11 protein-coding genes and 1 riboswitch are annotated in these 15,642 nt (G+C 69.5%); of the genes, 3 read left to right on the top strand and 8 right to left on the bottom strand.

All coding sequences use genetic code 11. The annotated features are described in order from the left end of the window. Nucleotides 1–480: 480 nt before the first annotated feature. Nucleotides 481–2,040, top strand: coding sequence for a hypothetical protein (locus tag AB0873_RS18480; protein WP_366600930.1), 1,560 nt, complete (start codon nt 481–483; stop codon nt 2,038–2,040). A gap of 12 nt (nt 2,041–2,052) precedes the next feature. Here AB0873_RS18480 and AB0873_RS18475 read toward each other — a convergent pair whose 3' ends face one another. The 6 genes from AB0873_RS18475 to amcA form a co-directional block, all read right to left on the bottom strand. Next, the gene (locus AB0873_RS18475; RefSeq protein WP_366600929.1) at nt 2,053–3,174 is read right to left on the bottom strand and encodes a hypothetical protein; all 1,122 of its coding nucleotides are present in this window, start codon (nt 3,172–3,174) and stop codon (nt 2,053–2,055) included. Nucleotides 3,175–3,176: 2 nt separating this feature from the next. Beyond that, nucleotides 3,177–5,246 (bottom strand): methyltransferase, FxLD system, encoded by a 2,070-nt coding sequence (gene fxlM / locus AB0873_RS18470; protein WP_366600928.1) that lies wholly within the window; start codon nt 5,244–5,246, stop codon nt 3,177–3,179. A gap of 20 nt (nt 5,247–5,266) precedes the next feature. After that, nucleotides 5,267–6,544 carry a lanthionine synthetase C family protein gene (locus tag AB0873_RS18465; RefSeq protein ID WP_366600927.1) on the bottom strand — a complete coding sequence of 426 codons (1,278 nt, stop codon included), beginning with the start codon at nt 6,542–6,544 and terminating at the stop codon, nt 5,267–5,269. Next, nucleotides 6,541–9,651, bottom strand: a complete 3,111-nt coding sequence (locus tag AB0873_RS18460; RefSeq protein ID WP_366600926.1) for a lantibiotic dehydratase — start codon at nt 9,649–9,651, stop codon at nt 6,541–6,543. The genes AB0873_RS18465 and AB0873_RS18460 overlap by 4 nt, the downstream gene beginning before the upstream one ends. A gap of 81 nt (nt 9,652–9,732) precedes the next feature. Continuing rightward, a complete protein-coding gene (locus tag AB0873_RS18455; RefSeq protein ID WP_366600925.1) occupies nt 9,733–9,891 on the bottom strand; it encodes an FxLD family lanthipeptide in 159 nt (52 codons plus the stop codon). Continuing rightward, entirely contained in the window at nt 9,888–10,184 is a 297-nt protein-coding gene (gene amcA, locus AB0873_RS18450; RefSeq protein ID WP_366600924.1) for a multiple cyclophane-containing RiPP AmcA, read from the bottom strand. Before amcA ends, AB0873_RS18455 begins: the two co-directional genes overlap by 4 nt. 696 nt (nt 10,185–10,880) lie before the next feature. On the opposite strand from amcA, the gene AB0873_RS18445 reads away from it, so the two are divergent. Together AB0873_RS18445 and AB0873_RS18440 are read left to right on the top strand one after the other, a co-directional pair. After that, nucleotides 10,881–12,119 carry a hypothetical protein gene (locus AB0873_RS18445; RefSeq protein WP_366600923.1) on the top strand — a complete coding sequence of 413 codons (1,239 nt, stop codon included), beginning with the start codon at nt 10,881–10,883 and terminating at the stop codon, nt 12,117–12,119. Nucleotides 12,120–12,151: 32 nt separating this feature from the next. After that, entirely contained in the window at nt 12,152–13,087 is a 936-nt protein-coding gene (locus tag AB0873_RS18440) for an aminoglycoside phosphotransferase family protein (RefSeq protein ID WP_366600922.1), read from the top strand. A 43-nt stretch (nt 13,088–13,130) separates the two neighbouring features. Here AB0873_RS18440 and AB0873_RS18435 read toward each other — a convergent pair whose 3' ends face one another. Together AB0873_RS18435 and AB0873_RS18430 are read right to left on the bottom strand one after the other, a co-directional pair. Continuing rightward, nucleotides 13,131–13,733 carry a hypothetical protein gene (locus AB0873_RS18435; protein ID WP_366600921.1) on the bottom strand — a complete coding sequence of 201 codons (603 nt, stop codon included), beginning with the start codon at nt 13,731–13,733 and terminating at the stop codon, nt 13,131–13,133. 28 nt (nt 13,734–13,761) lie between these two features. Further along, a riboswitch (SAM riboswitch) is annotated at nt 13,762–13,882 on the bottom strand. Nucleotides 13,883–13,978: 96 nt separating this feature from the next. Then, entirely contained in the window at nt 13,979–15,556 is a 1,578-nt protein-coding gene (locus tag AB0873_RS18430; RefSeq protein ID WP_366600920.1) for a serine/threonine-protein kinase, read from the bottom strand. Between the last annotated feature and the right edge of the window lie 86 nt (nt 15,557–15,642).

Here is a 15,642-nt window from a genome sequence, read left to right as displayed (position 1 = left end):
GCACATCCTGCACTGGTCGATCTGGCGACGAACATCCCAAGCCCGCGCCCGCCGATCCCACTACCAGCGCAGACAGGCCAAATGACGTTGGAGTATTAAGACCCCCCGACGGCCGCGCCGGCTCCGGCCGGGAACGTGCGGCCGTCGCGGTGGTTCTAGGCAAGTTTCTGTCTCGACCTGCTTCAGTGTGCTGTGCCACTCGGGCTGCTGGCGCTGTCTGAACTAATGGCTTAGATCTCGGCGAGTCGCTGATCAGGGCTCTTCTTCCGGTGACCCGTCTGCTGCGCCGGAAGGGGTCGGCCAACCTGGTTTACCTGACCGACCCGACGCTGCCCGGCCGGGGGAGGTCATCTGGGCTCAGAGTCCCTAATGTCGCTGGGCAGGCGCTGCTCTGCAGTTGTCGGCTGGTGCTTCCAGGCGCGGCGTGCGGATGGCTGTGGCACTTGCCGGTGCTCTCGGGTCGTGATGGCAGGGGTTGAGATGGATCGGGGAGACAGGCGCAAGCGCGGAGTGGCCTGGGCAGTGGTCGCCGTACTTGCATACGCGTCGCTCGCGCTGGCCGGCAATCTGCTCACCAACCGCGTCGACCTGCCGGGCCAGCACGGGCTGACTGCGGTGGTCGGGGCCTTCCTGTTGCTGCTTGTGGTGGTTGCGACGATTGAGGCGCGTTCTCGCCGCGACGGGTCGGCCGCTGCTCCAACAGCGACCGCCGAAGAATCGGTGGTCGGCCGGCCCGGTGAATGTACCTGTGCTGCGCCGCATGAAGCGGGGAAGGTGCGTTCAGCGCCACACCAACCTGGATGGTGGCCACTGCGGACGGTCGGCGAGTTGGAGAGCAGGCGGTACTCGATATCAGACCACCGCGTGAAAAGAGTCTTCGACGCAGCGGGCTGGGAAGGCACGCTGCGGAGCATGTACCCCGACGCCCCGTTGGTGTCGTTGGGTGGCATTACCTTTCCCATCTGGGCTGAGGTTGCGGCACCCGACGTCTGGGGCGACCTCGACTCGGCGATTGGAGACATCACCGACCACGTACGCCCTGACAGGCGTCGGTATGACGCGGAAGGTCGTGGTTTCGACCGCCGCGGCAGGGGAGAGTTCCGACGCACCTACTGGCGGCGCGACGAAGTTCGACGGTTCAACGCGGAGACGTTTGCGCTCGACAAGATCGAGCGCTACGGGCACGGCAGGTTCCGCATTGATGCTCGCTACGGGACCTACTTCCAGTCGGTGGCGACGTCCGAGATGCTCGAGCGAGAGTTCATCAACGTCGTCAGTAGCCGCCCGAATGCTGTGTGGTCGTTGAGCGACTTTCCCCGACGCGCCTGGCTACGAGGGATGGCTGGCGGTGATGAGCTCTTCAATGGCGCCCACCGGGCAGCCGCCTTGTCGGTGGCGGCAGTAGTAATTGTGAAGGAAAGGCAGGGGTACAGTGCGCTGTTGAGCCGAAGATCTGGGGATGTCAAAACGCATCCGGGTTTCCAGCACGTCTTCCCCTCCGGAATCCTTGCGCCGACCAGCTCCCGGTACGGCAGTGAGCGCGCGGAGTACTCGGTGAAACGGGCCTTCCTTCGCGAGTTCGCCGAGGAGTTGTTCGGGTACGACGACCTGGCCTACGACCGCCGGGACCTCCGCGATGCGCTCGACGGCGTCTGGCCGATCCAGCACCTACTCAACGCTACTCAGCCCGGACCCAGGGGCGAAAGAGCGGCGGTCGAGATTAGATACACCGGCATCTCGGTGCCATTGCTCACCCTTCGCCCGGAGGTGTACGTGCTCGTCCTGGTCCGTCAGCCAGGCTGGTTCGATGAGCTGGTGAGCGGAGCGGAGCTCAGATGTCGCCGCCACGGATTTAACCTGAACTGGGAGTTCGAGGACGACCGAGACAACATCCACGGCAAGAGGCTCGACTCGATCCGTGTTGAACTCGACGATCGGTTCGAGCTGACCGGCGGGCAGCGGTTGACTCCGCTCAACACCGTTCCTCACGCCGCCGCGGCCCTGTGGCTGGGTACCCAGGTTGCCCGTGAACTGGTGTAGCGCGCTCTCGCCCTAATGCCGCTGCCCCTGAGGAGGGGTATTCGCCCGAGCAGCCTCGGACCCAATCATGTCTCTGCTCATGGCGAGGGCCCGTAGGAGGCGCTGGTCCGAGCCGAGCGAGAAGCTGGTCGACGCGAAACCGGCCGCCTCAAGGATCTTGACAAGCTTCGTGATGTGTAGGGCGTCGACGACATCGCCGTACCTCAGCAACTCGCGTGCAACGTAGGCGTCCTCGAAGGTGAGGGCCTGGTTGGTTAAGCCAGCGGCGAGACTCCGTACATCCGGGTGATCTACTCTGTCGGTCGCTTCGATGATCGATAGCCCGAGGCGGGTGTGGAAGAGCGCAAAGCTCTGCGTTGGCGTCAACCGCAGGTAGCTCTCCAGCATCACGCCGAGGTGGTCGCTCGGTCGGGCAGGCGTGGCCTGGGCACATAGGTAGCCGAGGCAGGCGGTTATCGCCTGCTCCCACAGTTCGCCGCACGCAGTCTCGGACACGATGGTGCGTGCGCGTTCGATCTCACCGGTGGTGGCGTGCGCTATGACGGCCACCTGGCGGCCGTCGAGCATGCGCTGACCGATGCCGTTGTGCCGCTTCAGATGCTCGTAGGCCTCCTGCCACCGGCCGGCGCTGGTCAACGCGCGAGCACCATCGGCGATGAGCACGCCCCACAACCATCGCCGTACTTCGCGATGATCGTCGTCGCTCCACGTGAGCCTGCTCGCTGGCAGTGGATAGCCGTCGACCGAGGTGTCGGTCCATGTCGAGACCGCGTGGAAGAGGTCCGTGAGGAGTTGAAGCGCGGCATCGCCGTCGCCGTCTCGGATATGCAGGCGGGCAAGGTTGACCAGAGGCTCGAGGGCATGCCGCGCGGCCTGTGCGCCCCAAGGAAGAGTGGGAAGATAAGCCTCGGCGTGCTCGTGGCACCGCTGCCGGGCCAGGTCTGGCTGGCCGCAGTCGGAGGCAATCAGTGCAGCCTGGTTGTAGACGGCAGAGGCGGCAGCGAGGTCGTTCGCCCGCTCGGCGCGTTCCGCCAGCGCGCACAGGTCGTCGACCCGGGCGGTCAGGGCCTTGGCGATGGGCCGTGGCCGGGCGACGAGCGGGAACCGCCGGAGGATCGGGTTGTTGGGGTCCATCGTCACTGCCAGGTGACGGTGATGGGGTGGTGCGGGCGGGGGAGGACGAAGCGTCCGACCGAGGGGTCCGCTTCGACCGGGGCGCCGGGGATGTCGAAGCGGACGACGCGGGAGCGGTAGTCGGCGTTCCAGGTGCGGATTTCCTTGCTGACGTGCTGGGCGAGGTCCTTGCCGCCGGGTCCGTGACCGACGACGCCGACTTCGTACAGCCTGCTGCCGTCCGCGGCCGGCGGCGCGGGTCGGATGGTGAGGTAGGCGAGGTCCGCGCCGCGGGTGGTGGCCATCGCGCCCCACGGGAACATCGGGGTTACGGTGCCTCGTTCGATGGTCGCGGGTTGGGCGTTCATTCGCATGATGGCGTTGTCGAGGCGGCAGGCGAGCCAAAGGTCCATCCACTCGTACGGCACCATCGGCGGGAAGAGAACCTCGGTCCAGATCTCGTGGCGCTCGGTGTCCAGCACGCCGACCAGTGCCGCTGCGTCGACGTCCTGGTCCTTGTGTACCTGCAGGGTCACGTCCTGCTCCGCGGTGAGGGCGACGAGGCGGCGTGCGTCGTCGCCGATGCCGCGCAGCGGCATGAACACCGCCAGCTCGCTGCCGACGTCGCGCCATCCGCCGTCGTGACGTTCGAAGATGATCGAGCGGGATGCGGCGCCGCGGAGGCGGAGCGGTACGACGAGGCGACCGCCGGGGGCGAGCTGATCCAGCCACGCGGTGGGTGTTTCCCAGGCACCGACGGTGGCGATGATCCGGTCGTAGGGTGCGCCGTTGGGGTGGCCGAGCGCGCCGTCGCCATGGACGACCTCGACGTTGGTGACGGCTGCGGCGGCGAGGTGGTCGCGGGCGCCGGCGACGAGGTCGTCGTCGACGTCGATCGTGACGACGTGCCCGGCGTCGCCGACGATGGCTGCCAGGAGGGCGGCGTTGTAGCCGGTACCGGCGCCGGCTTCCATGACTCGGTGGCCTGGCTGGGCGTTGAGCTGTTCGAGCATCATGGCCACGATTCGGGGTTGCGAGGCGGCGCTGATGGAGGTGCCGCGGCCGTCGGTCTTGGTGTAGACGGGACCGTCGACGTACGCCTGCTGCAGTGGCACTCCGGGCAGGAACAGGTGCCGCGGGGTCTGGCGCATCGCTTCCTCGACGGCGGGTGTGCGGATGACGTTCTCGGCGAGCAGCCGGTCGGTGAGCTCGGTTCGCAGTGCGGCGGGTTCACCAAGGGTGGTCACCTGCTCGACGCTAGTGGTCGCGGGCGTGGGTTCTGGGGTCGACACGATGCTCCTTCTGCTGGTGGTGTGGAAGACGTTTCGTACCGCGAGTGCGGCGAGGATGGACTGGTCCCGTACGGACAGGCCCATTCGGTTGGCGTGGAAGATGACGTGGTGGGCGATGACCGCGCGGAGCCCTCGTCGGAGGCGGCCGTGCCGCGCCAGGTCGGCGAGGGCTTGGCCGGCCTTCTCGAACGCGTCGAGCCAGGAGTGGTGCCCCACGAGCGGGCCACCCGAGCCAGTGAGGCTGCGGGCGTCGACGGTCATGAGCCGGTTCATCGCCCGGGTCAGGGCATCGGTCTGCTCAACGTCTGGGGTGGGGGAGGGGCGTAGCTCGGCGACCTTCGCCCAGACGTCGCCTTGCTCGTACCAGTCGAGGCCGGCGCTGCGCATCAGGACGCTGCAGAGCAGGACGGCGAGTTCACGATTGCCCAGCGCGGGCGGCGCGGTGGCTGGTCGGAGCAGTTGGTGGCGGCTGTCCTGGTGGAACAGTTCGTGGGCGACGTGCATGGCGGCTGTACCGCCGAAGGCCAACGTCTCCGGCTCGTAGACGCCTCGGGTCCAGTTGACGATGCGGTCGTCGACGGCGAGCCGCTCCAGCACGTCCTCGATCGGGTGTGACGTCGGGTCGTCGGCGACGTACCGCCATCGCCAGGTGGGGTACTTCCGGACGTACCACCACCCGTGCAGGGCGCCGTCGTCCTGCGCTGCGGCCAGTGCGGGCGCCAGGACGGACGTGGCGATCTCCTCGGCTGCGGTTGGGTTGGGGAACTCGACGGTGTACTGGCGCCAGGCGGGTGTTGGCATCGGGCTCGACGTCCTCGTTGTCAGGGGCGGGTGGTGAGCAGGCAGGAGTCCCAGGAGCTGTTCGACGCCGCTGCGGTGCTGCAGCTCAGTGCGGCCAGGGCGACGCCGGCGGCGCCTTCGAGCAGTCCCGGTCCTGCCGCGTCGGCGACCAGCGCGACGGCCGTCCGCCGCGCCCCGGCGGCGAACGGATCGATCCGGTTGAGAAGGCGGGGGACAAGGGCGCCGAGGCGTTGCGCGGTGGCGGGCAGGGCGTCGGCGGCGACGCGGTGCGCGATGTGTGCCAGGCCGGCATGGCCGTGGCAGAGGGACGGGTCGGTGGTCGCGGTGAGCTGGTGCGGGTTGGCCAGCGCGCGTACGAGTGCGTGCTCGACTGCGGTGCGACGGGCCGGATCGTTCAGCGCCAGGGCGGCGAGTTGCTGGGCGCGGACCAGGCCCGCAGTGCCGTAGCACCAGGACGGGCGCTGGGCGCGGTGGACCTGCGCGCGGTCCGCCCGCAGCTGAGCTCTGGTGATCCAGTACGGCCAGACGGGACCGGCTTCGGTGTCGCTGCGCCACCGGTCGAGCCAGGAGCAGATGGTCGAGGTGGCGGCGAGCTGGCCGTCGACAACGACACCGCGCAGAGCGGCGAGTGCCAGTAGTGCCATGGGTCCGACGATGCCGTGCGCCATTCCGCTGTTGGCGTGACCGCCGGGGAAGCGGCCGTCGATGTGTCCAGAGGGCCCGCTCCCAGTCCACCAGCCTTGTAACACCTCGCCGTCGCGGTGCAGGGGTTGGGTCAGCCGGACCAGGTACTGGAGCACGGCACGCAGTTCCGGCCCGTCCGGCGCGCGTTGGAGCAGGTACGCGCCGATCCCGGTGAGCCCTCGGATCGCGTCGAACTCGGCGAGGGCCGGTAACTCGCCGGCGTCGATGCGAGCGTGGGCTGCGTCTACTCGGCGCCGGCTGTCGGCAGCGATCGCCTGGTCGAGGTCCTCGAGTGCGCGGGCGTACAGGCCGGGTCGGTGGGTGGCGGCGCAGGCGAGGACGTGGGCCAGGGCGGGTGCGCCGTGGAAGGGGTGGCTGTCGGCGCCCGCCGTTACCGGCTGGCTGGTAGCGGCGGTGAGCCAGTGCTGGGCGCGTTGCCAGGGTCTTAGCCCCGCCGCTGCCAGCTCCACGTGCAGCAGCGCGATGCCGGGTACGCCGAGGGCGAGCGATTGCCGCCACCACGGTTGGTGGGCGGGGAGTCCGGGGGCGTCGGGGTGAGCGAGCAGGTCGGCCACCGCGACGGCCAGCTGGTGGCTTTCGTACGCAAGGCTCATGACCGGCTCCGGGCGAAGTAGGCGAGCGCGGCGGCCCGGGCGAGGTAGCGGCACTGGTCCTCGTCGTCGAAGTCGATGCCGACCGCCCGGATGTAGTGGGCGTGCATCAGCGAGCCGAGGACGTCGTTGACGTCGGTGCCGTCGGTGTGCGGGCCGGGTAGGTGGGTCCGGTAGACGGCGAGGGTGATGTCTCGGTTCTTCCAGGCGTCGACGATGGCGGTGCCGCCGGGTACCGCGCGAAGCGCTGCCCAGTCGCCGCCGGGGTGGGCGAGGCGGACGGCTTCGCGGAACAGCGGCCGGGCGACCGGCTGTGGCGCTGCCGGAGGTACGTGGTCGATCAGCCAGCGCATGCCGGCCTCGACGCTGCCGGTGTAGGCGATGGCGATGGCCGCGATCTGCGCGGCGACCAGCGCCTGCCGGCTGGGGCGTACCGGTTGGCGCAGCTGCGTCAGTACGGCGTGGGAGTCGGCGATGAACACCGCCTCGGCGGCCTGCATGGCAGGGCCGGATCCCCACCGGCCGGTCTCCGGGTAAGAAGTGGCGTACTGCACCTCCCGCAGGAGGCCGCGCCGGCGCAGGTCGTCGGCCCACGCGCTGACCCGCTGCGCCGCCGGCCCGAACGCCGATGCGTCGGGCAGAGCGATGCGCAGCCGTAGGTGCTGATCCGGGTCGCGGAACCGGAGAAACCACCAGTCGGGCGGCGAATCCCACTCGGCGAGCAACCGAGGCAGGTGCTCGGCCAGCAGAAGGTCCTGGCGGCGGATGTCCCCGTACAACTTCGCGAGCAGGATCCGCGAGGCGGCCGGACTCTGCCCCTGGTCGCGGCCGATGACCCGCGCGGCAGTCGGCGCGGGCAGCGGCGGCCACGGTGGCGGTTCGGTGGCGCGCAGCGCAACGATGACCTCGTGCGGGCGGCCGCCACACCACCCGAGAGCCTCCGGAGTGGGCGCCTCCACGAGGACCGCTCGTGGCGCCGTGAGCAGATGGGTACGTAGCAGCACGCGGTGGGCCGACTCGTCGAGATCCAGCGGCAGCCGCCGGTCGGCCTCGACCAGGTACACCAGGCGTGGCAGCCGCCGGCGCGCCCGCCACTGGTCGAAGGCGTCGTCCCAGGCGTACCAGGGCTGGTGGCGGTCGGGCAGCTCGCCGGCCTCCAGCCGCCAGGTCGCGGGAGCCAGGATCGCCCGCCCGTACCGCACCCGCGGCAGGAAGGGCAGCCTCGCCCGGGCGGCAGCGCTCCAGTCGAAGGCCGTGACCTGTGCGCACTGGGCGCGCCCGAGTTCGATGAGGAACCGGGCCAGCGGCGGCGTGTGGGTGCGCAGGTTCAGCGCATGCATGCCGACCGCCTCGATCCGGTGACCTCGGTCGGGCACCGCGAGATACATGCGTCGGCCGTCGCAGCCCACCGCGAGGTCGTCGACAGCGAGGACCGATGGGCTCGGCCAGCGGTGTTCGGCCAGGCTGATCACCGTCGGCAGGACCTGAACGGAGCGCGCTACGTGCGCGGTCGCCGGGTCCAGCGGCGGAAACGACACCTGGGCCGGCATCGTGTCCCGGTCGCCGGCGGGCAGGTCGGCCAGGCCGGCGGCCAGCCGTCCGGCATCGGTCGGTCGAAGCACGCTGAGGAACCGGCCGGTGAGTCCGCCGGCGGTCCGGGACACGGACGTGACCTCGAGCGTGAACCTGCCACGAGCGAGGTCCCTCTCGTCGGCTGCCTGCACACGTACGGCTGCCTCCAGGTGTGGAGGCAGACGCAGCCGTTGTGGACCCAGTTCCAACTGCGCGACCAGCGCCTCGTCGAGGACAACCTCCATCGCGCCGTCCAGTGCCGCTCGCTGCGCTACCTGCAGCAGTAACTCGTCCCGCGTCGAGATCGGTGAGCGAGGCTCTGGGGCAGGGCTGCCCGGGTAGCCGTCTGGCAGGCCGATGCCGCTGTCCGGGTCAACCACCTCTCGCACGGGCACCAGCGAGCCGATGCCGTAGCGTTCGTAGAAACGCTGGTGATACGCCCGCCACGCGGCGGTCCCGTACGGGTACGGGCTCAACCGGGTCAGCACCAGCGCAGCCCGCTCGACCTCTGTCGCTACCTGATCGGGGAGCGTCACCGAGGCGTCCAGCCGGAGATCCACCGCAAGCGGCTCCTGCTCGGACAGCCCCAAACTCCGCATCCGCGAGGCGACCAGCCGCCGCGCCGTTGGGGCGTCGCTCGGCTTCGCCGTGTTGTGCCGCCGGAGCCCGGCATGGACCTCCCGCAGTCCGCTGACGACGCGAGCGACGGCTGGAGTCGTTTCAGCGCTGGCCTCGTCCAACTGGGACAGCAGGTGCCGGAGTGCGTCCGGTTCGGTACTGGGCGCATGCAGGCCGGTGATGAGAGCGCCGTGCGCGATCAACTGGGTGAGCATCGCCATGACGGCTGTGGCCGACGCCTGCGGAAACGTCCCGCGAAGCTGGGCGGCGAGAACCTCCACCCGGATCGGGCTGCGGGCTGCCTCGACGGTGGCGCGTACCGGCGCCGAGTGGCGCAGGGACACCTCCACCGCGCCCAGCTTCCCGTCGAGCCCGGGATGCGGCTGGTAGGGGACGACCAGCCGATCGTCGCGAACCGTCAACGTGCTGTTGGCGACCACCGGAAGGCGGGCCAGCAGCTCCGGACAGCGTTCGAGATGGGCGATCACGTCGCTGAGCCAGCCAGCGCCTGCGCGGGCGATGGCCTGATGCGCGGTACCCCACCGGGTCGGTGCTCGCGAGCCGAACACGGCCGGCGCCACGCCGGCGAGCAACCCGAACGGTGTGGGTCGACCGAGCAGGCGCTGGGCATACCGGGCGACCGCGTGGACCGTACGCCGCGTCTCGCGTACCGATGAGGAATCCCCCGTGCACACCTTGGCGACCTGCCCCGCGAGCACCGGGCTCGAGAGCGTCACCGCCTCAGCCACAACGTCGACGGCCCACACCTGCCGCAGCCAATCGACCCAGGACGGCACCAAATCCGGGCGGGGTTCGGTCAGGTCGGGCCACGGAGGCAGCGCGATAGCTGGATGGGTCACGGCGCGGACAAGCGCCGTACCCATTGCCCGGTAGGCGGGGGAGTCCACGGGACGGCTCACGTGATCACCTCGACGAGACAGGGGCGCCCGGCCGGCACCGGCGGTCGTGCCGGCGCCGGCCGGTCTTGCAGAGCGCGTTTATCAGGCGACGTTGGTGGTGCAGGCGGTGCAGGTGCTGCCGCAGCCGTCGTCGGTCAGGTTCACCAGACCGGCGAGGTCCGCGACCTCCAGCAGGCTGACGTCGAGGTCGAACTCGTCGTCGCTGCCGGTCGCGTCGAGCTGCAGCGTTCCGTTCGTCATCTGTTCCTCCTCGGGTTCCGCGGGTCACCCTGACCCGCTGTGACACTCGGCGGCCGTACCTCTCGAACGGTCGCCGCTACCGCCGGTTGAGGCGGAGATCGAGGTTCCGGTGGCCCGGGCGCTACGTCAGTCATTGCTTCGGCAAAGATTCGCCGCCACGCGTGCGTGAGCAGAGGTGGTTCGGTCCGGGGGATCTCGGCTCGGCCTATCGCCCGCACCTGATGGGCAGAGGCCGGCTGTCCGGCACCGGTGCGCCGCGGGATGGCGGCGTTGCGTGAGACGTAGAGCGTCACGGCCGGCCCGTCGCTGATGGAGCTGGACAGGGCGCGGACCAGCCAGGCCAGCTGCCGCCCCGCTCGCGTCTCACAGCTATGTGGTGGACCCGCCGGCGGGCCAGCGGGTCCACCACCGCGAGGCGGCGGTTGGGAGCGTCCCGCCGGTCACCCGCCCACGCAGCCCCGATGGCGGTACGCAGGCGAGGAATCACCCTCACGAGTTCGGAGCCGGCCGAGGCGATCGTGTGCGCCTGGTCGCGTTCGATCAACGTGTCCACGACGAACTCCGCGACGTGCCGCTCATGGTCATCCGGACCTGCCTCCTTGGCTTCGCTCCTTGCCTTGGCCCGGCGTCGGACCAGAGAAGCGGGTATACCCGAGGCTTTGCACCCCGAGTGGCCTTCGAGTGCCCGCTGGCATCGGCCCGCGCCGTGACTTCAGCTTCGTGAGCCGGGCAGCAAAGCGGCAGGTCTCATGGGCGTCACACGTTCCCACGTACGTCGACCCGGCGTGTGACCCCTGTTACGCTGCGGCACGGGATTTGTGCCAGGGGGTCTCGTTTATGAAGCGGCAGCCGAACGACGCACTCGGTGCGTTGCTGGCCGAGACGACCTGGAGCAACGCCGGCCTCGCGAAGCGGGTCAACGCGCGGTGTGCGGCGCTCGGGATACGCGCTCCTACACGGCGACTTCCGTCGCCAACTGGCTGAGCGGGATGATGCCGACGGAACCGGTGCCGCGCGTCCTCGCGGAGCTGTTCACCGACGGGCTACGCCGCCCGATCGGGTTGCGGGAGCTCGGGCTACCAGAGGACGTTCCCGTCGATCTCGGATTGGCGTGGGGCACTACAGCGCGCGCTACCGTGAAGACGGTCGCGACGCTGTGGAGGGCGGACATGGAGCGGCGGTCGCTGCTGCTGGGCTCGGCCTGGACTGCCAGCGGATTCGCCACGCCCACCCGGGAGTGGCTGCTCGACTGGCTCGACGAGGACACCAGCCACGCCGGCGGTCGCCGCGTCGGCGAGGCCGAGGTCGAGGTCATTTGGTCCATGTCGCGGACGTTCGCCGATACTGATCATCGTCTCGGCGGCGGCTACGCCCGATCGACGCTGGTGCACTACGTCAACGAGATCGTGTTGCCGCTACTCGACGGCACCTATCCCGACCGCATCGGCCGGTTACTGATGGCAGCGGTAGCCAGGTTGTGCGACCTCGGGGGCTTCATGGCCTTCGACTCCGGCCGCGGGCAGCAGGGACTTGCGCAGCGGTACTACATTCAGGCGCTGCGGTTGGCCCAGGCTGCCGGCGACCATGCCCTCGGTGCTCACATTCTCTCCGACATGGCGATGCAGGCTCACTACCTCGGCAACAGCAGCGAGGCATGCTCATTGGCCCGTGCTGGCCAGCGGAGCGCACGAGCCTCAGGCTCCTACTCCACGCTGGCGCGGTGCTGCGCACTGGAAGCCCGGGCCCACGCGCTCGCCGGCGACGGTCGGCGGTGCGGTGATGCCATGGCCCGTGCAGAAGATGCCCTCGCCAGGGTTCGGCCGGAGGACGAGCCGTTCTGGATCGGGTTCTTCACGCTGGAACAGCTTCACGCCGAGTTCGCCTACGCCGCTGCGGACCTGGGTCGAGTCGTTGAGGTCCAGCGCTTCGCATCGACCGTGTTGACAGCGTCAGACGGCATGGAGCGGCGCCAGGTGCTGGTGTCCGCGGCGCTGGCCAGCTCGTACCTGCCAGCAAACGACCTGGAGCAGTGCCACGGTTCGAAGGCCGATGTAGAGGCAGCCTGCGCCGTGCTCAGACAGACCGTGCCGCTAGTGCGGATTCTCTCCACGAGGCGTGGGGTGGAGGCTGTCAACGGGGTGCGACGGCGGCTAAAGCCGTTCGCCGGTCAGCCGCCAGTACGAGAGTTGGAAGCTTCGCTCGAGCCGATCCTCGGAGCGGCGGCGTGAGTCTGCGCCACAGGGAACTGGAGTCATCATAGATGGCGTCCCAGCCCCCCAACCCCGTCAAAATGCCCAGGGACACGCCGGAGCTTCGCCGCGTCCTGGAAACGGCGTGCGCAGAGGTAGGGCTGTCACCGGTCGGGGCGGAACTCATTCATCACTACAGCAACGCCGTCTACCTGCTGCCTGCGGAGCGCGCTGTCGCTCGACTGACGATGGGCGCACCCGATCGTGTGTATCGGTCCCAGGCAGTTACGCGGTGGCTGGTGGAGCAGGCTCAGGTGTCAGCCACGGTGCCGCTGCCGGGGGTGATGCCGGTTGTTGACGCTGCTACGACGGTGAGCTTCTGGGTGCACTACCCGCAGCCGTCATCGGGGCGGCAGTTCACTTCGGCGCATCTGGCCCGCGTCGTACGCCAGCTCCATGACGTCGACGAGGTGCCTTTCAGCCTGGAGCGTTGGGAACCGCTGGCTTCGCTTCATGGGGCGCTTCGTGAGCCCGGCGCCGCTCACAACCTGTCGGCCGAGGAGCGTGCCTGGCTCCTTGATCACCTTGAGGATGTCGGTAGCCAGGTGCGGGCCCTGGACTCGCCGCTGGGGTACGGAGTCATCCACGGTGACGCCTGGGCGGGAAACCTGCTGTGGGACACCGCTGCCGGTCCAGACGCTGTTGTTCTCGGCGACTGGGACTGGGTGTCCTACGGTCCGCGGGAAATTGACCTGATCCCATCGTGGCACGCAGCCATCCGCTACGGGCGCGGGCAGGATTGGGCTGATGCGTTCGCTGAGGTGTACGGCTATGACCTGGCGCGCTGGGACGGCTTCGCCACGCTCCTTCACATGCGGGACCTGGTACAGCTGACCGGGCCGCTGCGCCGAGCCGGAGACAGCCCAGCGTTCGCCGAAGTGCTGCGGGAGCGGTTGGCAGGAGTCCGCAGTGAAAGCTCCGGCGCTGTATGGCGGGCGCTGTACTGATCGGCCCAACAGGGCGAGCGGGCCCATCGGGCAGGGTTAGGGGTCAACGCGCCGAGGAGCGGAACCGGACCTGTGCTTGCCGCAGGGTGCTGAGATCGGCGGGTACGGGCACGACGCCATAGCGGTCGAACGCATCGACGCTTGCCCCGAGCGATGGCGGCCACCGCCGCTGCCACTCGACCAGGGGCACGCTCGGGCCGGCTGCGCGCAGTGGCTCGGCGAGCCGGTCGAACTCCCCCTGCTGCCACTCGCGCAGTGCGTTCCAACGTTGCGTTGCGGCTATCAGCGAGCCAGCGACCTCGGTGGCCGTCGTCGCCGGTAGCTCGACTATGTCGCCGTTCATGATCGAGTGCCGTCCCAGCGGCAGCGCGGCGCGGTGGCCGTACCATTCGCCGACGACCTGCGACACCCTCCGGCAGGTGCCGCAGCCCAGCCACGACCACCGGGTGCGAGTGGTCACGATGTCCCGGACGCACAACACACACAGGTCGAGGTCACTGGCGATGTCCTGCCCCTGCCACTGCTGCTCCCAGTCTGGCGTACGCGGCTGACAGCGGCACCGCTGCTCGCGCGGGATTCCACCCTGGAGGTCCCCGCAGGTCAAGCAGACCGCGAAAGCGGCCAGGTCCGGCTCTTCGAACGGCACAGCGAACTCACCTTCCGGTGCCCCGAGGCACCCGCTCTTGCCGGACCGCAGCTTGCGGTCGGCCTGGTCTTCTCCCGGGGGCACCGTGCGCGGGCCGCGCGGTTGCCGGGTCAGCAAGCCGGGAGGCTTGACGCTGACCACTCGTGACGCTGGATCAGCGTAGAGATCATCAACGACGGCGGCAACCCTGGAGTCAGGCAGGCGATGGCACGCAATGACCGCGGCGAGCGGATGCCTTGGACGGACTATCGGCCGGCGGCGAATCGGAGCCGGGCAAGCACGTCGGCGACTTCCCGGGTCTCCTCGTGCTGCGGGCCGTACACGACACAGAGGTCGTCGTACAGCGGCTGCAGCTCATCGACGGCCTCCGCGGCCTTACCTTCGGAGAGCAACAGCATGCCGATGTTGCGGCGTAGGTCGAGAGCGGTGGGCGAGGCGTCGCCGGAGGCGGCGCGTACGTGGGTCAGCACCTGCCGGAACTGGCGCAGGGCAGTGGTGGCTTGACCGAGTTCGGCCCGACAGTGGGCTGCCTGCCGGAGGCACTCCAACGCGTCCTCGCTGGTGGGGCCGGCGGTACGGGCGTACGCGGCGGCGAGGGCGTCGAACTCCGGTAGCGCGCGCCGGAAGTCCCCGCCGATGATGAGGATGGCGGCGCGACGTGAACGCAGCCCCAGCACGCGGGGGCTTTCGGCGCCGAGCGCGGCGCTGGCGGGCCCGATCACCTGCTCGAGTACCTCGGCCGCCTGGGCGAAGCGTTCGTCGTCGAGCAGATCGTCGGATTGCGCGATGGCCGCCTTGATCGCGTCTCGAACCCCGGTGCGCAGGATCGCCGCTGGATCAACGGCCGACGTCTCGCTCCGTGGGGTGGGGACCACGGGCGCGGGCTCGGGCCGGCGACGTGGCGAGTTGGGTCGGCGGTACACCAGCGTCGGGTCGGGCATTGTGCTGCGTGCGGGATCGGAGGCGGGCGAGGGCGATCCGGGTAGGGGCAGGAACGGCAGCAGCCGCTCGTAGACGTCGTAGGCCTCGGCGGGCCGGTCCTCAGGGGCTTTGGCCAGCAGTTCGAGGATCAGCTCCTCGATCGCTGCGGGCACGTCGGGGCGGAGCGTACGCAGGGGTGGTGGCGGTTCGCTGACGTGCTGGCTCCACAGCTCGAAGTCGCTGCGGCCGGCGAACACCCGCTGCCCGGCGAGGAGTTCATGCAGGACGCAGCCGAGGGCGTACAGGTCGCTTTGCGGCGTGATCTGCGCGCCCTGGATCTGCTCTGGAGGCATGTAGTGGTGGGTGCCGATAGGGCTGCCCGTCGCCGTGAGCCGGGTGACGTCGGTGCGCAGGATGGCGGCGATGCCGAAATCGAGAAGCTTGACCGCACCGTCCGCGGTGACCAGGACGTTGTCGGGCTTGAGGTCACGGTGCACGACGGGGATGGCGTGGGCGTGGGAAAGCACGGTGCAGATCTGCGCGGCGATCGCGGCGGCCCAGGCCATCGGTAGCGGCTGCTGCGGGTCGATGAAGGCCCGCAGGGCCGTGCCGCGGACAAACTCCATCACCAGGTAGAGCCGGTCGTAGGAGCGGTCGAGGACCGCGTCGTACACCTGAGGCACGCCGTGGTGCTGGATGCGTGCGGTGACGCGGGCCTCGCGGCGGAACCGTTTGGCCAGCTCTTCCGCCTGCTCCGGCGTGTGTACGGCGTCGGGGCGGATGAGCTTGATGGCGATCTCGCGGTCGAGGACGCTGTCGTAGCCGCGCCAGACCTGCCCCATGCCACCGGAGCCGATCTCCTCGACCCGCTCGTACCGACCGGCGATCGGCTCTGCCCGCACCGCTGCCTCCGTCTCGCCCCGATTGCCCCGGCCAGAAGGTCAGTGTTGCTGTTGTCCGGATCACCGTCCAGGGCTGCCGCCACGGC

It is taken from the genome of Micromonospora sp. NPDC047707, assembly GCF_040704235.1.
Taxonomy (GTDB): Bacteria; Actinomycetota; Actinomycetes; order Mycobacteriales; family Micromonosporaceae; genus Micromonospora.
Note: the sequence above shows the minus strand (reverse complement) of the source record. Positions and strands in the feature narration are given on the sequence as shown.

Coding starts and splice junctions, on each gene's coding strand:
- AB0873_RS18445 (WP_366600923.1), top strand. CDS start 10,881: ATGATGCCGACGGAACCGGTGCCGCGCGTCCTCGCGGAGCTGTTCACC.
- AB0873_RS18440 (WP_366600922.1), top strand. CDS start 12,152: ATGGCGTCCCAGCCCCCCAACCCCGTCAAAATGCCCAGGGACACGCCG.
- AB0873_RS18475 (WP_366600929.1), bottom strand. CDS start 3,174: ATGGACCCCAACAACCCGATCCTCCGGCGGTTCCCGCTCGTCGCCCGG.
- AB0873_RS18465 (WP_366600927.1), bottom strand. CDS start 6,544: ATGAGCCTTGCGTACGAAAGCCACCAGCTGGCCGTCGCGGTGGCCGAC.
- fxlM (WP_366600928.1), bottom strand. CDS start 5,246: ATGCCAACACCCGCCTGGCGCCAGTACACCGTCGAGTTCCCCAACCCA.
- AB0873_RS18480 (WP_366600930.1), top strand. CDS start 481: ATGGATCGGGGAGACAGGCGCAAGCGCGGAGTGGCCTGGGCAGTGGTC.
- AB0873_RS18455 (WP_366600925.1), bottom strand. CDS start 9,891: ATGACGAACGGAACGCTGCAGCTCGACGCGACCGGCAGCGACGACGAG.